The sequence below is a fragment of the Vibrio sp. V01_P9A10T6 genome, assembly GCF_963877065.1.
GTDB lineage: Bacteria > Pseudomonadota > Gammaproteobacteria > Enterobacterales > Vibrionaceae > Vibrio > Vibrio anguillarum.
This window is the reverse complement of the sequence record NZ_CAWNTB010000121.1, coordinates 1-16,267: the sequence shown is the minus strand read 5'-3', so window position 1 is coordinate 16,267 and position 16,267 is coordinate 1. Positions and strand designations below refer to the sequence as shown.

The 16,267-nt window shown below is 47.4% G+C and carries 18 protein-coding genes; 9 read left to right on the top strand and 9 right to left on the bottom strand.

Annotated elements, in window-relative coordinates; translation table 11 throughout:
- Positions 1–312 precede the first annotated feature (312 nt).
- Positions 313–972: a PAQR family membrane homeostasis protein TrhA gene (trhA, locus tag AACQ21_RS06635; RefSeq protein ID WP_088720688.1), complete on the top strand. Its 660-nt coding sequence runs from the start codon at positions 313–315 to the stop codon at positions 970–972.
- Here the strand turns inward: trhA and AACQ21_RS06630 are convergent.
- The 6 genes from AACQ21_RS06630 to def form a co-directional block, all read right to left on the bottom strand.
- Positions 969–1,514, bottom strand: coding sequence for a DUF3157 family protein (locus AACQ21_RS06630; RefSeq protein WP_105976468.1), 546 nt, complete (start codon positions 1,512–1,514; stop codon positions 969–971). The genes trhA and AACQ21_RS06630 overlap by 4 nt on opposite strands.
- A gap of 1 nt (position 1,515) precedes the next feature.
- Positions 1,516–2,961, bottom strand: a complete 1,446-nt coding sequence (locus AACQ21_RS06625) for a TrkH family potassium uptake protein (protein WP_017043680.1) — start codon at positions 2,959–2,961, stop codon at positions 1,516–1,518.
- A 12-nt stretch (positions 2,962–2,973) separates the two neighbouring features.
- A complete protein-coding gene (gene trkA, locus AACQ21_RS06620) occupies positions 2,974–4,350 on the bottom strand; it encodes a Trk system potassium transporter TrkA (RefSeq protein WP_026027554.1) in 1,377 nt (458 codons plus the stop codon).
- A 74-nt stretch (positions 4,351–4,424) separates the two neighbouring features.
- Positions 4,425–5,705, bottom strand: a complete 1,281-nt coding sequence (rsmB, locus tag AACQ21_RS06615; RefSeq protein ID WP_105976467.1) for a 16S rRNA (cytosine(967)-C(5))-methyltransferase RsmB — start codon at positions 5,703–5,705, stop codon at positions 4,425–4,427.
- 59 nt (positions 5,706–5,764) lie between these two features.
- Complete coding sequence (gene fmt, locus AACQ21_RS06610; protein ID WP_105976466.1) at positions 5,765–6,712, bottom strand: methionyl-tRNA formyltransferase; 948 nt, start codon at positions 6,710–6,712, stop codon at positions 5,765–5,767.
- A 16-nt stretch (positions 6,713–6,728) separates the two neighbouring features.
- Positions 6,729–7,238 carry a peptide deformylase gene (def, locus tag AACQ21_RS06605; RefSeq protein ID WP_212752657.1) on the bottom strand — a complete coding sequence of 170 codons (510 nt, stop codon included), beginning with the start codon at positions 7,236–7,238 and terminating at the stop codon, positions 6,729–6,731.
- 140 nt (positions 7,239–7,378) lie between these two features.
- On the opposite strand from def, the gene AACQ21_RS06600 reads away from it, so the two are divergent.
- The 4 genes from AACQ21_RS06600 to AACQ21_RS06585 are packed head-to-tail and all read left to right on the top strand — an operon-like array spanning position 7,379 to position 10,697.
- The gene (locus tag AACQ21_RS06600) at positions 7,379–8,509 is read left to right on the top strand and encodes a LysM peptidoglycan-binding domain-containing protein (protein ID WP_105976464.1); all 1,131 of its coding nucleotides are present in this window, start codon (positions 7,379–7,381) and stop codon (positions 8,507–8,509) included.
- Positions 8,509–9,618, top strand: a complete 1,110-nt coding sequence (gene dprA, locus AACQ21_RS06595; protein ID WP_105976463.1) for a DNA-processing protein DprA — start codon at positions 8,509–8,511, stop codon at positions 9,616–9,618. The genes AACQ21_RS06600 and dprA overlap by 1 nt, the downstream gene beginning before the upstream one ends.
- A 2-nt stretch (positions 9,619–9,620) precedes the next feature.
- Positions 9,621–10,097 carry a DUF494 family protein gene (locus AACQ21_RS06590; RefSeq protein WP_013855530.1) on the top strand — a complete coding sequence of 159 codons (477 nt, stop codon included), beginning with the start codon at positions 9,621–9,623 and terminating at the stop codon, positions 10,095–10,097.
- A 27-nt stretch (positions 10,098–10,124) separates the two neighbouring features.
- Positions 10,125–10,697, top strand: a complete 573-nt coding sequence (locus AACQ21_RS06585; RefSeq protein ID WP_181185522.1) for a DNA topoisomerase family protein — start codon at positions 10,125–10,127, stop codon at positions 10,695–10,697.
- A 72-nt stretch (positions 10,698–10,769) separates the two neighbouring features.
- Here the strand turns inward: AACQ21_RS06585 and AACQ21_RS06580 are convergent, their stop codons facing one another.
- Together AACQ21_RS06580 and purE are read right to left on the bottom strand one after the other, a co-directional pair.
- On the bottom strand, positions 10,770–11,909 hold the full coding sequence (locus tag AACQ21_RS06580) for a 5-(carboxyamino)imidazole ribonucleotide synthase (protein ID WP_105976461.1): 1,140 nt from the start codon (positions 11,907–11,909) through the stop codon (positions 10,770–10,772).
- Positions 11,910–11,913: 4 nt separating this feature from the next.
- On the bottom strand, positions 11,914–12,399 hold the full coding sequence (purE, locus tag AACQ21_RS06575; protein WP_105976460.1) for a 5-(carboxyamino)imidazole ribonucleotide mutase: 486 nt from the start codon (positions 12,397–12,399) through the stop codon (positions 11,914–11,916).
- A gap of 200 nt (positions 12,400–12,599) precedes the next feature.
- On the opposite strand from purE, the gene AACQ21_RS06570 reads away from it, so the two are divergent.
- From AACQ21_RS06570 to AACQ21_RS06555, 4 genes are all read left to right on the top strand, one after another.
- Positions 12,600–13,157: an L-threonylcarbamoyladenylate synthase gene (locus AACQ21_RS06570; RefSeq protein WP_105976459.1), complete on the top strand. Its 558-nt coding sequence runs from the start codon at positions 12,600–12,602 to the stop codon at positions 13,155–13,157.
- Between the two features lie 20 nt (positions 13,158–13,177).
- Positions 13,178–14,092 (top strand): oxygen-dependent coproporphyrinogen oxidase, encoded by a 915-nt coding sequence (hemF, locus tag AACQ21_RS06565; protein ID WP_010319908.1) that lies wholly within the window; start codon positions 13,178–13,180, stop codon positions 14,090–14,092.
- 64 nt (positions 14,093–14,156) lie between these two features.
- Complete coding sequence (gene aroE / locus AACQ21_RS06560) at positions 14,157–14,987, top strand: shikimate dehydrogenase (RefSeq protein ID WP_105976458.1); 831 nt, start codon at positions 14,157–14,159, stop codon at positions 14,985–14,987.
- A 2-nt stretch (positions 14,988–14,989) separates the two neighbouring features.
- On the top strand, positions 14,990–15,256 hold the full coding sequence (locus tag AACQ21_RS06555; protein WP_010319906.1) for a DUF1488 family protein: 267 nt from the start codon (positions 14,990–14,992) through the stop codon (positions 15,254–15,256).
- On the opposite strand, the gene AACQ21_RS06550 is transcribed toward AACQ21_RS06555, so the two are convergent.
- Positions 15,257–15,805 (bottom strand): gamma carbonic anhydrase family protein, encoded by a 549-nt coding sequence (locus AACQ21_RS06550; RefSeq protein ID WP_013855523.1) that lies wholly within the window; start codon positions 15,803–15,805, stop codon positions 15,257–15,259. It lies immediately after the preceding gene.
- Between the last annotated feature and the right edge of the window lie 462 nt (positions 15,806–16,267).

Below are 16,267 nucleotides of genomic sequence, written 5' to 3'. Positions count from 1 at the left end.
ATAACGATATGCTTTCATATCGTAGTTAGATTAGCACCAAGTTTTGAATTGATCGATAGTTGAACGATTGTTGAGATGAATATTCTTGCAAATAAAGCTTAAAATTGTGTGAGATGCTTGGTTGAGTTTGTCATCTGATCGGCATTGCATCGCGTTTTGTTAAATAGGAGGTACCTATGTCGTTTACAAAAAACTCGCGATTTATCGCTCTCCTTGATACCCGTTCGTTACGAAATCTGCATTTAGGCTTACAACTGTAAGCTGAAGTGTGTAATACTAAGCCCACATTTTGTTGCTTTTGGTATGGTGTTTATGTCTGCTGTTGACAATGACGGCTATGGTGCTGGTGAAGAACGGGCGAATGCACTGAGTCATGGTTTGGGGCTATTGCTTAGTTTTGTTGGTTTAGTCTTGCTGCTGATCAAGGCAACAAGTGCGCAGGCCGATGCATTGACTTATATCAGCATGAGTCTCTATGGTGGCAGCATGATAGCGTTATTCCTTGCTTCAACTCTGTATCACTCCGTTGCGACACCGAAAGCCAAACGCTGGCTAAAAACGTTCGACCACTGTGCCATTTATCTACTGATTGCCGGAAGTTACACACCCTTTTTGTTGGTTAGCCTTCGCACTCCTTTGGCGATAGGTCTTATGGTGGTGATCTGGCTGCTGGCGCTGCTCGGTATCATCATGAAAATTGCCTTTGTCTACCGTTTTAAAAAGTTCTCACTAGTGACTTATTTGGCGATGGGGTGGTTATCCTTGGTTGTGATCTACCAACTGGCCCTCAATATCGAGGTCGGTGGTTTGGTGCTACTTGCTGTTGGTGGTTTGGTCTATTCGCTCGGGGTGATTTTTTATGTAGCGAAACGCATTCCCTATAACCATGCGATTTGGCATTTATTCGTGCTAGGTGGCAGTGCTTGTCACTTCTTTGCGGTTTACCTTTTTGTTCACCCAGTAAGTGCTTAACGCATTTCAACCCGCTCAATGTTGGTCGAAATTTGATAGCCTTGCTGGCGATCAACCTGAAGGGTAACCGGCTTTCCTTGCGCTTGAGTTTGTGGGCGTAAATAGCTATCAGCCATCCGTTTAATGGATTGCCAAATGGGTAACTGCTGAGTGAGTAGCAGTTGACCTTGCTCGTCATAAAGAGTGATGCTGAGCACTACCGCAATGACAGATTGCGAGCTTTGATTGGTGATGGCTGTTGGGATAACGAGTGTATCTCCTTGGTAGTAAGCCGCGCCGAGTACCACTTCCACTCCAGAATCCGACAGTTGTAAAATCGGTTTTTCACTCCCCATCTCAAAGGTGGTCGCTCGGTTTTTTGGGGCAATAGGGGCCGCGTGAATGGTGGTTTCCGGCGACATTGATAGCGGTTCAACATATTGCCATGTGAAATCATCATTGAGTTTCACTTGGCGGCCATCTTCTAAGGTCAGAAATTGCGCGCAAGATACGGCGCTTGCTGTCATGCTTAACAGCATCATTATCACAGGTATTGTCTTCATCTTAACGTCGCCAAAATGCAGGGAAAAACAGAACGATAATCGTCAAAATTTCTAAACGCCCCATCAACATCCCTAAGCTCAGAACCCACTTTGCTGCGTCAGGCAGTGGTGCGAAGTTGCCCGTTGGACCAATCACCGAGCCCATTCCGGGACCAACGTTGGCCACTGCGGTGATGGAACCTGAAATGCTGGTGACAGGATCAAGGCCCATTGCACTGAGCGCGCCTGCGATAGCAATGACAGTGATGAAAAAGGTTAAACCAAAAGCGACGACTGAGCGGACAATATCATCATTAACCGGACGATGATTATAGCGCTGTACGAAGATGCCTGAGGGATGGACCAACTTCATAATTTGTTTATTGAGCAGCGTCATCGCAATTTGGAAGCGGAACACTTTAATCCCACCAGAGGTTGAGCCGGAACAAGCTCCTGCTGCCATTAAGAAGATGAACAGCGTGCTTGGCAGTGCGCCCCAGGCGGTGAAATCTTCCAAACCAAAACCAGTAGTCGTGACCACTGAAACGATATTAAACATCGCCACTCGCAGGGCGTCCAACCAGTAGTAACCTAGTTTGAGATTCAGCCACAACGCAATGATGAGACTGGCAATTAGGAAAAGATAAGCAAATCCGCGAACTTGTGCGTCTTTTATGATCACTTTGATATTTTGTTTTCGGGCCGCAGCGACAAACAGTAGAAAGGGCAAGCCCCCCAAAAACATAAACAGCGTTGCTACCCAATGTGCACCGTTTGAGAAGTGGTTCATCGAACCGTCGGAGGTGGAATATCCACCAGTCGACAAGGTGGTGAATGAGTGGTTGATCGCTTCAAAAAGCGTCATGCCAGTGAGGATGTAGCCAATCAAGCACAGTAAGGTCAGTACCAAATAGACCAGCACAATATTTTTCGCGACAGTTTTGGCGCGTGGGCTACTTTTATCGGACCAATCAGACGATTCGGTTTGGAACAATTTCATCCCACCCACATTGAGCATTGGTAATACCGCTACCGCCATTACGATAAACCCAACCCCACCAAGCCATTGCAGAATAGAACGCCACAACAAGATGCTGGGCGGCATATTATCAAGGCCACTGAGCACGGTTGAACCTGTAGTGGTTAACCCTGACATGGTTTCAAAGTAGGCGTCGGTAAAGCTGATGTGGTTGATAAAGACGAAAGGGAGCGCCGCGAAAGCGCTGGCAACCGTCCACACTAAGCTGGTGATGAGAAACATATCGCGCACGCTGAGCTTAAAGTGCGCGGTACGCCCCAAGCTTAAGCAGATAAAGGCGACAATATGAGTGATGATGACCGCTTGAGCAAAATCAAGGAAGCCACCCGTACCGGTAAAAAAAGCGACCAGTGTCGGCACATACATAAATAGGGCGAGCTTAGACAGCACGAGTCCTATAACGAATGAAATGGGGCGTAAATTTAGCATGACGCCAATGACCTATAGGAAAAATGGGCTAGGTTGGAACAAGGCTTCCACATCGGGCACGTACTTTTTATCCACTAAGAACATCACCACGTGATCATCTTGCTCGATAATAGTGCGGTCATGGGCGATTAACACTTCTTCGCCACGCACAATCGCGCCAATGGTTGTGCCCGGTGGCAGTTTAATATCTCCCACTGCGCGTCCCACCACTTTAGAGGTGTTTTGGTCGCCATGTGCAATTGCCTCAATCGCTTCTGCCGCGCCACGGCGTAGCGAAGATACGTTAACGATATCGGCACGACGTACGTGAGTCAGCAGTGCGGAAATGGTGGCTTGTTGGGGTGAAATCGCGACATCAATTACGCCGCCTTGTACGAGGTCGACATACGCGCCACGCTGGATAAGTACCATCACTTTTTTCGCGCCCATACGCTTGGCGAGCATGGCGGACATGATGTTGGTTTCATCTTCGTTGGTGAGCGCAATAAATACATCAACTTGGTCGATGTTCTCTTCTGCTAGCAGCTCTTGGTCCGCTGCATCACCACAAAATACTATGGTGTTTTCTAACTCTTCCGATAACTGCTCTGCACGTGGGTAATTACGCTCAATCAGTTTAACGCTGTAGCTGTGCTCTAAACGTTTGGCTAAGCTTGCCCCAATGTTACCCCCGCCAACAATCATGATACGGCGATAGGTTTTTTCCAGCCGCTGTAGCTCACTCATGACCGAGCGAATATGATTACTGGCGGCCACGAAGAACACTTCATCGTCAGCTTCAATAATGGTAGTGCCTTGCGGGCGAATCGGCCGACCTTGGCGGAAAATGGCCGCGACGCGGGTATCAATGTGCGGCATGTGTTCACGCAGCGCTGAAAGAGCATTACCCACCAATGGCCCGCCGTAGTAAGCTTTCACAGCCACTAGGCTCACTTTTTCTTCGGCAAAACTCACCACTTGCAGTGCGCCGGGGTATTGGATCAACCGTTCAATATAGCTCGTCACTAGCTCTTCAGGGGCGATAAGGTGATCCACCGGGATCGCGCCTGACTGAAACAAAGTCTCTTTTTCAAGCAGATATTCAGGAGAACGAATACGCGCAATTCGGTTGGGCGTATTAAACAAAGAGAACGCCACCTGGCATGCCGCCATGTTGGTTTCGTCGGTATTAGTGACCGCAACCAGCATGTCCGCGTCCTGTGCGCCCGCTTCACGCAGTACATCAGGGTGGCTGGCGTGGCCATGAATCACCCGCAAATCGTACTTGTCTTGCAGCTCGCGCAAGCGGTCACTATTTTTGTCGACAATGGTGATGTCATTGTTCTCGCCGACCAAGTTTTCGGCCAGTGTGCCACCGACCTGACCTGCACCAAGAATAATGATTTTCATACTCTGTTCTCTTTCTACCTGCCGAATATCGGCCACTGAAAAGGCAGTAATAATGCTGCCAATGTGCGTCGAATTTACGCTTGTTTGGTTAATACTGCGTAGTAAAAACCGTCCATATCTTCTTCTCCGGGGAGTATCTGACGCCCCGGCTGCTCACGATCGGAACCCACTAATTGAGCGTTATGAGTTCGTTTTAAGAAGGCTTTGACCTGCAAGCTGTTTTCTTGTGGAGTGACTGAGCAGGTTGCGTAAACCATAGTGCCACCGACTTTTAATTGCTTCCACATTGCGTCCAGTATTTCGCTTTGTAATTGAGCCAATGCCTCAATATCGCTACCACGACGTAGCCATTTGATGTCTGGATGACGGCGAATAACCCCAGTGGCAGAGCAAGGTGCATCTAATAAAATTCGGTCAAATTGTTCGCCATGCCACCACTCTTCAGGATAACGAGCATCACCGCAGATCACATCAGCGCGAAGTTGCAGGCGTTCTAAGTTGTCATAGACGCGTTCAAGACGGGTTGCATCGCTGTCAATCGCAACCACTTCAGTATCGTGTGTGTGCTCCAGGATGTGCGCGGTTTTACCCCCTGGGGCGGCGCAGCAATCTAAAATCAGCTCGCCTGCTTTAGGTTGAAGGTAGTCAATCGCTAGCTGCGCAGCGGCATCTTGCACCGATACCCAACCACGATCAAAACCGGGTAAAAGCGTTACATCGCAAGGTACAGTGAGTTTTATTGCGTCAGCGGCGTGAGAGTGCACGCTGCACTCGATATTTTCGCTAGCTAGTAGTGCAAGATATTCATCACGAGTGTGGTGCTGACGGTTGACGCGCAACCACATTGGCGCTTTTTGATTGTTGGCTTGCACAACCGTTTCCCACTGTTCTGGGTACGCTTGTTGTAACAGTTTAAGTAGCCAACTTGGGTGGCCATATTTGCCTGCGTTGTGGCTAACGGCGATAGCGTCCAGTGCTTCTTGATCGCGCAAGTAGCTGCGCAATACGGCGTTGATTAGCCCACCTAAATTTTCACCGCGCAATGTTTTGGTGCCTTCAACCGTCTCGGCTACTGCGGCGTGAGCGGGAATGCGCATAAAGCTCAATTGGTAGATACCAACTAAAATAAGATGGTGAAAAACCCGCTTTTTCCCTTTCAGTGGGTTGTCCATTAGCTCATTGGCAATTGATTCCAAACGAGGCAAATAACGCAAAGCCCCATAGCAGATCTCTTGCAACAGAGCGTGGTCTCTTGGGCGGATGGTTTTTTGCGCCGCAGGAAGTGCGTGAGAAAGTGAGTGGCCTTTATCAACCACTTGAAACAACACGTTAGCCGCAGCTGCGCGAACATTCATAGAAGTACCGACTTTAAATAAATGAAAATCAATGAGGGCATCTCTGCCCTCGTTAAGGTTTAGCTAAGTTGTGTACCGACTTCAAACCAGCTTGCGCGCGAATTGAGAATGTCTTGCACTGACATTGCTTTTTTGCCCGGCACCTGCAACTGCTCAAGCACCAGTAAGCCGTTGCCGGTTGCCACATAAATACCCGATTTATCGGCTTGAACAATCGTGCCTGAAGGGTGGTCGCTGGTTTGTGCTTCAACGCGACTTTGCCACACTTTAATGCTGTTCTCAGCCACATAAAAATGGCTCATTGGCCATGGATTGAAAGCGCGCACGCAGCGTTCAATAAAAGCGGCATCCGCTGACCAATCGATTTTGGCTTCTTCTTTGCTAAGTTTTTGTGCGTAGTTAGCCAATGTATCATCTTGTTGAGTGGCAATCGCTTTGCCACTGGCGATATCGGCGATGCATTCTACCAACGCTTGTGGGCCTAGCTCGGCCAGTTTGTCATACATAGAAGCGCTAGTGTCTGTTGCCTCAATCGGCAGCTTAGCAATTTTGAGCATATCGCCCGTATCTAGGCCGACATCCATTTGCATGATGGTTACACCCGTTTCACTGTCTCCCGCCCAGATCGAGCGTTGGATCGGTGCGGCACCACGCCACCGTGGCAGAATGGAACCGTGTACGTTAATACAGCCAAGCCTTGGCATATCAAGTACGGCCTTCGGTAGCAGTAATCCGTAGGCGACCACTACCATTAAATCTGCGTTGAGATCGGCGAGCGCTTGCTTGGCTTCGTCGCTCTTAAAGTTCTCTGGTTGATACACAGCAATATTGTGCTCAACGGCCATCTGTTTCACTGGACTGGCGGTCAGTTTTTTACCGCGTCCTGCCGGGCTATCTGGTTTAGTGTACACCGCGATAACTTCATGCTCCGAAGACAACAACGCCGCCAAATGACGGGCGGCGAAGTCCGGAGTACCTGCAAACACAATGCGTAATGATTGGCTCAAGGTAACCTCACTTAAGTTAGTTTTTTTCGTTATAGCGTTTGATTTTCTCTAGCTTATCTCTAATACGCTTACGCTTTAATGGCGAAAGGTAATCCACAAACAGTTTGCCTTGTAAGTGATCAAGCTCGTGTTGAACACAAATGGCTAAAAGGTCATCCGCTTCAAATGAGAATTCGTTGCCATCACGATCTAACGCTTTGACTGTGACTTCTGCTGCGCGAGGAACAAGGGCGCGTGAGCCCGGGACCGACAGACAGCCTTCTTCAATGCCATCTTCACCGCGTTTGTCTAAGATTTCAGGGTTAATCAGAACCATTGGCTGGTCGCGACTCTCTGAAATATCGATCACAACGATGCGTTGGTGAATATCGACTTGCGTTGCGGCAAGGCCGATACCGTCCTCGTCGTACATAGTCTCAATCATGTCATCGACGATTTTTTGGATCTCAGGTGTCACTTTCTCTACCGGTTTTGCCACGGTACGAAGACGATCATCTGGGAATGTTAATACTTGTAATACAGACATATACACTCGAAATATTGAACTGTGCCGAAACAGCTTAAAGCTTGTTGGCTCAATTCTAGACATTTTATGACCCAAATGACAGCATCCAAATGTTAATAATCTGATTCATCCTTACTTATTTCGGCCAAGGAACAGAGGTCATGTCACGATTTATTCGTTATTTAGTGTGTGTGTTTTTACCGTTGTCACTGGTCGTTAATGCGTTGGCGGCGGAGGATATGGCGCTCACCGTCAAAGCAAATGCCCCGCAGACATACACGGTCGTCAAAGGAGATACCTTGTGGGATATTTCTGCGCTCTATCTTGATAACCCGTGGTTGTGGCCACGTTTATGGCAAATTAACCCAGAGATCGATAACCCGCATTTGATTTATCCCGGCGATAAGCTGACCTTAGTCTGGCGTAACGGACAGCCGGTGTTGAGTTTAAAACCTATGGTCAAGTTGAGTCCGAAAGTGCGTGTGCTTGAGAAAAAAGCGGTTCCGACGGTGCAAGAGGGATTGGTGTTGCCGTATCTGCATACGGATCGCTTACTGGATAAGCAAACATTACAAGAAAGCCAGCGTGTGCTCGGTGCCAGCGACGGTAAACAATATCTGACGGCGCAAGATACGCTCTACATAAGCGGGCAACAGACTCACCCCAAATGGGGTATTTATCGTGAAATCGCTGAGTTTTCTCGTCATGATGCTGCCGCGAAAAATAAAACTATGGTTGCTTTGCGTTTGATTGCTTCTGGTGAATTGGTCTCCGCCGATGAGGCTTTTAGCGGGCTAACCATCACCGCACAGCAACAAGAGATAAGAGTCAATGATATTGCCCTACCTGAAGTGGGCGTCGAAACCTTAACGCTTTCAACCACTTTTTTCCCATCGCCATCGCGACTACAAGCTGAAACGCATATCCTAGGATCGTTGGAGGGTAGTGAGTATTCGGCGCAGAATCAGGTAGTTGTGATCGATAAAGGCCTTGCAGATCAACTGCGTCAAGGGACGATGTTTGATTTGATTCAAGCCGGTTCTAAAGTGTCTGGAAAGAAAGGACAGCACCAACAGAACCTTGATGAAACCCTGCAATTACCAAGCAGCTTGGTGGGCAGTTTGATGGTCATTCGACCTTATGAACATTTTAGTTTGGCTTTGATTACCGATAGCCGCGTGCCGATTGGTAAAAGTGTAATCGCGGTTTCGCCGCTCAAACCAGAGCTAACAATCGAGCCAAATGAACAAGCCGATACGGACTCGGTGGTTAAGGATGATACCGCAAGCTGATGGAGCAGAACGAATTAGCGGCGTGGCTAGCATTCAGCTTTGTGCCAAAATTGGGTGGCAAGAAACTTTCTCGTCTTGCTAGCGTCGCTTCTCTTGCTCATTTAATTGACTATTCCGAGCGGGAGTTAGCTGCGTTGGGTCTAGTTCAAGATCAAATCCGTTATCTGCGCGAGACGGCCCCTCAAGAAGTTGAAGAATGCCTAAGTTGGCAGCAAGCTAATGAGTCTCATCACATCCTTACTCCATTTTGCGATGGTTACCCTTCGTTACTAAAAGAAATTGTTACCGCACCTCCGGTTTTATTTGTCAAAGGACGAATAACAGCACTCTCTGATCCGCAAATGGCGATCGTCGGCAGTCGTAATGCGAGCCCTGATGGCCAACGAGTTGCTCATCAGTTTGCGCGAGAATTTGTGCAACAGGGCTTGCTTGTTACCAGTGGTTTGGCATTAGGTATTGATGGACATGCTCATGACGGTGCGTTGCAAGCGGGTGGTGAGACGATAGCCGTGCTCGGTTCGGGCCTTGAATCTATTTACCCAGCGCGACATAAAAAATTAGCGCAACGGGTGATGGAAAGCGGAGCATTAGTCTCGGAATTTCGTCCCAAAGCCAAACCAAGGCCAGATAACTTTCCGCGGCGAAATCGCATTATCAGTGGGTTAGCGGTTGGTGTTTTAGTGGTGGAGGCGGCGGAGAAAAGTGGCTCGTTGATCACGGCGCGCTATGCGGCTGAGCAAGGGCGAGATGTGTTTGTTATTCCGGGCTCCATTGCTAACCCAAATTGCCACGGTAGTAATCAACTTATTCGTTGTGGGGCGTGCTTGGTGCAAAACAGTGAACAAGTATTATCTGAAATTGGCACCTTAGTAGACTGGTCATTGCGCCAAAAGCAGCCTCAACCTGATTTATTTTCTGTACAGAGCGATCAGCAATTGCCATTTGCTGAACTGTTAGCTAACGTAGGAGTAGAGGCTACGCCTGTTGATATTCTTGCGAGCAGGACCCATATACCTGTCCATGAAGTCATGATGCAGCTTTTAGAACTTGAGCTTTCAGGTCATGTTGTTGCCGTTTCTGGCGGCTATATTCGTAAGGGGAAGGGTTAGCTATGATGATGGATATATTGATGTATCTATTTGAAACCTACGTCCATAGCGATGTAGATTTGCAAGTCGATCAAGATGAGCTTGAAGATGAATTGCTTCGAGCCGGTTTTCACCAGAAAGATATCTATAAGGCCCTCAATTGGTTAGAAGAGCTTGCGGCATTGCAACAAACCGATGCTCATTCAGCGATGGCAACCAGTGCTGCGACTTCGATGCGGATGTATACAGCACAAGAGATGGACAGGCTGGATCTTGAAAGCCGAGGTTTTTTATTGTTCCTCGAACAAGTGAAAGTATTAACCCCTGAAATTCGTGAAATGGTTATTGATCGAGTGATGGGTTTAGAAACCAATGAATTTGAATTGGATGACTTAAAGTGGATCATTTTGATGGTGCTATTTAATGTACCGGGAAATGAAAATGCTTACACGCTTATGGAAGAGCTGCTATACACCAAAGATCAAGGTATTTTGCATTGATTGCAGCCGTTCGTTTAGTTGAGCATTATGAGTCGTAAAACCGAGTCCCCCCTTTTTTCTGCGCATGGACAAGCGCTGCAGCATGAGCCTTGTCCGCAATGTGGTGGCCAATTACAGCTTCGTCAGGGTAAGCATGGTCTGTTTTTAGGCTGTAACCATTATCCCAATTGTGACTATATTAAACCGCTGCAGCAAAATGATGGTCATATCGTTAAGGAGTTGGGTGTGCCATGCCCAGAGTGTGGCCATGAATTAGTGTTACGCCAAGGTCGTTATGGCATGTTTATCGGGTGTAGTCATTATCCGCATTGCCACCATATCCAAGATACAGATTCCTCTGCAGACAATGTCCCTCAGTCAAAACAGCTTTGCCCTGAATGTTTGAAAGGCCATTTAGTGGAGCGAAAAACGCGCCATGGTAAAACTTTTCATGCTTGCGATAATTACCCTAAATGCAAGTTTGCCGTTAATCAGCAACCTGTTGCCGGTAAATGCGAAAAATGTGGGTTTGGATTATTGATAGAGAAAAAACTCGCCAGTGGTATTAAGCTGCAATGTGCTGATCGAAAATGTGGTCATATTCAATCCGCCACAGAGTAAAGTGACGGCATATGAAAATGGCACATTGAACGTGCCATTTTTTATCCGTATTTATCGTCAATTAGGTTTGTTTTAGAGCGTCGGCTTGATCGCTTGAACAAAATGGTGCAAGGCTGGATACGTTGTCGCATCAAGTACTTCAGCCAAGCGACAGAGCGTTCGTTGCAACTGCGCGTTGTAATCTGCACTGACATTAATATGGCCCATTTTGCGCCCAGCACGTTTCTCTTTGCCATACCAATGAATGTGGCAGCCTTCAATCGCCATCACGGCTTCTGGTAAATTGTCCTCACCCAAAATATTAATCATCGCGGTTGGGCGAAGTAACTTCGTGCTGCCTAAAGGTAAGCCACATACTGCGCGAAGGTGATTCTCAAATTGACAGGTTTCTGCGCCTTGCTGTGTCCAGTGACCAGAGTTATGGACTCGTGGTGCAATTTCATTCACCAACAATGTTCCCTGCACATCAAAAAACTCGAGCGCTAGCACACCGACATAATTGAGACGAGCGGCAACCGAGGTAAACATCGACAGTGCTTGCTCTTGCAAGGCTGGGTCATTTATCGCCGTTGATAAACTTAGTACACCGTTAATGTGCACATTTTCTGCCAGCGGGTAAACCGCGATGCTGCCATCTTTGGCACGCGCGCCGACTAAGGAGACTTCACGATCAAAGGGGACAAACTGCTCTGCCACTATCGCTTGAGTCGGAGTGGCTTGGATACAGGCTTCCATTTCTGGCCAAATGAGCTCTGCTTGTGAAGCTTCTTTTAAACGCCATTGCCCCTTTCCGTCATAGCCACCCAGTGCACTTTTTAGAACCATAGGCAGGCCGATGTTAGTTATCGCGGCATCTAAATCTTCACGAGTATTAATGACAAAGTATTGGGCATTTTTTGCGTTGGCTTCATCGAGTAGCGCTTTTTCAAGACGGCGATCGCCTCCGGCTTTAATGGCTTCGACGCTAGGAAGAAACTTACCACTTTGCTCACAAACGGTGAGAATTTCATGGGGAATATGCTCAAATTCAGCAGTAATGACATCCGCTTGTTTGATCGCATTGTCTAAACCATGACCAGTGATGTGTAATGTCAAAGGATGGACGATGTTACCGCTGCCCACATCAAAAGCGGAGATTTGAATGTTCAGAGGAGCGCCAGCCAGCGCCATCATGCGTGCCAGTTGCCCAGCGCCCAAGACTAAAACGTGCATAGTATCAATCCTCTGCAGGGTTAGGGTGGCTCAACACCGCTTCAGTTTGTGCTAAACGAAATGCTTCCACTTTTTCCATGACGGCCTCATCACTGGTGCCGATGATTTGCGCGGCAAGCAGCCCAGCATTGGCCGCGCCTGCTTCTCCAATAGCTAAGGTGCCTACCGCAATCCCTTTTGGCATTTGCACAATCGAGAGTAAAGAGTCCATCCCTTTGAGTGCCTTTGACTGAACGGGAACGCCAAGTACCGGCAAGCTAGTAAACGCTGCCGTCATGCCCGGCAGGTGTGCGGCTCCGCCTGCGCCAGCTATGATGACTTTAAGGCCGCGTTCTCTTGCGCTGGTGGCGTAATCGGCAAGAAGTTGAGGTGTGCGGTGAGCAGAGACAACTTTGGTTTCGTATGCCACACCAAATTGATCCAACATGTCAGCAGCTAGCTTCATTGTGGGCCAATCGGATTTTGAACCCATGATAATTCCGACTTTCATCTCAAACTCCTTAATACTTCTAAAAATGGGGTGATCGGGATAATTTGCGCGCATTATACGAGTATTTTTTCCTTAGGAAAACGTTTGCGTCAGCTTAATTGTGCAATTGATACATTTTATAAACAAATAGCTTTAGCCAGTTTTCAACGAAGTTTGTACACTTAGCCGCACTGTATTAAAGAAACCGATGGACAGTTTTTGTGAATAACTTTGAACACACTTTGCAGGCTCTACGTGACGGTGAAGTAATTGCCTACCCAACGGAAGGCGTGTTTGGGGTTGGGTGTGACCCAGATAACCCGCAAGCCATTCAGAAGCTCTTAGCGCTCAAGCAGCGTCCTGTGGAAAAGGGGTTGATTTTAATTGCGGCCTCTTACGAACAATTGCTTCCTTATATTGATGAGAGCCAGTTGACATCAGAGCAGATCGCACGAGTACATGCCACCTGGCCTGGCCCTGTGACATGGATAATGCCGACCAGTAATAAAGTCTCTACTTGGGTGAGTGGGCAATTTGATTCAATAGCCGTACGTGTGACAGATCATCCTTTAGTGCAAAAGCTATGCAATGCGTTTGGAAAACCATTAACCTCGACCAGTGCGAATTTAAGTGGTCTTGCACCTTGCCTGACAACGGAAGAAGTTGAATCGCAACTGGGTGAGCAACTGGTTGCGATTTTAGATGGTCAAACCGGTGGTCGAAATAAGCCCAGTGAAATTCGTGACGCGAAAACCTCACAAGTATTAAGACAGGGTTAACCCTGCTAAGGAAGTAAGCGATGCCAACCATTGATAAGCAAGCCGTCAAACAATTTTTGCTTGAGCTGCAAGATTCCATTTGCCAGCAACTTGAACAAGCGGATGGCCAAGCACTGTTTGAAGAAGATGCATGGCATCGCGAACCGAGTGAGCGTTTGGGAGGCGGTGGGCGAACTCGAGTGATGAAAGAAGGCCGTGTTTTTGAACAAGGCGGCGTGAATTTCTCGCATGTGCAAGGGCAGCAAATGCCCGCTTCAGCGACCGCGCATCGCCCTGAATTAGCTGGACGTCATTTTGAAGCGATGGGGGTTTCTTTGGTGATGCATCCAAACAATCCCTATGTTCCGACTTCTCATGCCAATGTTCGTTTCTTCATCGCTGAAAAAGAAGGCGAAGATCCTATCTGGTGGTTTGGCGGAGGATTTGACTTAACGCCTTTCTATCCGTTTGAAGAAGATGCTCAATCATGGCATGCCACAGCGAAAGCACTGTGTGTTCCTTTTGGTGAAAAAGTGTATGCCGAACATAAATCGTGGTGCGATGAGTATTTCTTCCTCCCTCATCGCAATGAAACGCGCGGTATTGGTGGCCTATTTTTCGATGATTTAAACGCTTGGGGATTTGAGCGCTGTTTTGCTTATATGCAAGCTGTCGGTAAAGGATACACCGCTGCGTATTTGCCGATTGTTGAACGTCGCCAAGCGATGGAGTACGGTGACAGAGAGCGCCAGTTTCAACTTTATCGCCGTGGTCGCTATGTAGAGTTCAACTTAGTGTATGATCGCGGCACATTGTTTGGTTTGCAAAGTGGCGGTCGAACGGAATCGATTTTAATGTCGATGCCGCCATTAGCTCGTTGGCAATATCGTTATCAAGCGGAAGAGGGCAGCGCAGAGGCGAAATTAAACACCTTCTTGCTGCCGAGGGAGTGGTGACAGCGGTACATTTTCAATGATAGGGGCGCCGAGGTGGCCCTGTTAATTATCGAGAGGCAAGGATATGGCTCAGCACATTGATCAATATGCAGTATTTGGTAATCCGATTGGGCACAGTAAGTCGCCGATGATCCACACACTTTTTGCACGGCAAACCAGTCAGGAAATGCACTATACCGTTCAACTCGCGGCTCTAGATGGCTTTAAACAAGCGGCTGAAACCTTTTTTGCCTCCGGTGGCCGAGGGTGCAACATTACCGTGCCTTTTAAAGAAGAAGCGTATCAGTTTGCGGATCGATTAACCGAGCGAGCTCAACTTGCAGGCGCGGTCAATACACTGAAAAAATTAGATGATGGCGAAATCATCGGTGATAACACTGATGGTGAAGGGCTGGTTCAAGATCTGCTTCAGTACCAAGTGCCACTACGAGACGCTTCCATTTTAGTGATTGGTGCTGGCGGCGCGGCGCGCGGCGTGATTAAGCCCTTACTCGATCAGCACCCTACAAGTATCGTGATTACCAACCGCACCTTTGCAAAAGCCGAGCAGCTCGCCACGCTTTTTAGTCCCTTTGGCGCGGTAAATGCAATCGCGCTGGAAGAGATTAATCAGCATTTTGACCTCATCATTAACTCGACCTCGGCTAGTTTAGATGGTGAATTGCCAAATATCGCTCCGACGATCTTCAGTAAGAGCAGTGTGGCCTATGACATGATGTATGGCAAAGGATTAACAACATTCAATCAGTGGGCATTAAGTCATCATTGCGCTCATGCTTATGATGGTTTGGGGATGTTGGTTGGGCAAGCTGCGGAGAGCTTTATGCTATGGCGCGGACTCAGGCCGGGTTCTCGACAAATATTGAGAGAACTGAGAAAAAATCTAGAAGGCTAATCATGAATCAAGCGATTTTATTTCCTGACCGACAAACGTGGCACTCGGCAAGCCAAAGCGTACTTTTTCCTGCTCAACACGCGGGAGCTTTGCTCGAGTGTACAGTACACAAGTCAGTACTGAGCCATCTGTCTGGTGAAATGATTACTAACGGTGAGCAAGCTATTCAAGTTTTTGAACAATGGCGATTTGACCTTGAAGAGCTTGCTGAAAGCTTGATTGAAGATGAAGCGTTCAATTTAGATGGACAAATAGAGATTAAAGCTTAGTTAATGGCTTTCTTTGACACTCGTAAGATAGTCATTTTTGTTCTGCACATAGTTGTCGGAAGATTTAAGCAAAAAAGCTCGCTCTTTATCTGTTAGCGGGCGGATCTGTTTCACTGGGGATCCTACATAAAGATAGCCGCTAACCAATACCTTGTTTGGTGGCACTAAACTGCCAGCTCCAACCATCACCTCCGACTCAACGACTACGCCATCGAGCACAATTGCTCCCATGCCAATTAAGACTCGATCATGGATTACGCAACCATGCAGCATCACTTTATGGCCAATTGTGACGTCATCGCCAATAATAAGTGGAAAACCATCCGGGTTTTCGGTGTTTTTATGAGTCACGTGCAGTACGCTGCCATCTTGAATGTTGCTACGTTGGCCAATGTGAATATGGTTTACATCGCCTCTGGCTGCAACCAATGGCCATATGCTGGAATCATCGCCTAAAACAATATCGCCAACCAACACCGAGCTACTATCTATATAGACGCGCTGTCCGATTTGTGGGGATATTCCTTTATAACTACGAATTGATGACATGCTCGTCTCCTTTAATAACTGACGCCATAAGATAAATTAAACAGAAATAGCGTCAAAACAACTCTTTTTGAATAAAAATTATCCCAACAAATAGAAAATCAAAAAAAACAGCAAAAAGGGGTTGCCAACGTGACGGCGATCTCTATAATGCCGCCTCATTGACACGGCACAGCCAGTAAGGGTTCAAGCCCAATTAGCCAGCCAATCAGTAGGTCAAATCAGTAAGACGAAATAATTTAATAAAGTGTTTGACACTTTTCATTATCTCGCTAGAATGGCCGCCTCTTCAAAGGAAGCCTCGGCAAGCCAGAGAAGAACGCTCTTTAACAATATAAACCTATCAATCTGTGTGGGCACTCGTTGATGATAATCAAAAAAGATTTATCAATGAACTGAGTGACCAATCAGAATCAAGTTTACTTGATTTTGGCACAGTCAATTCATTGTTGTTCTGTTGGAACA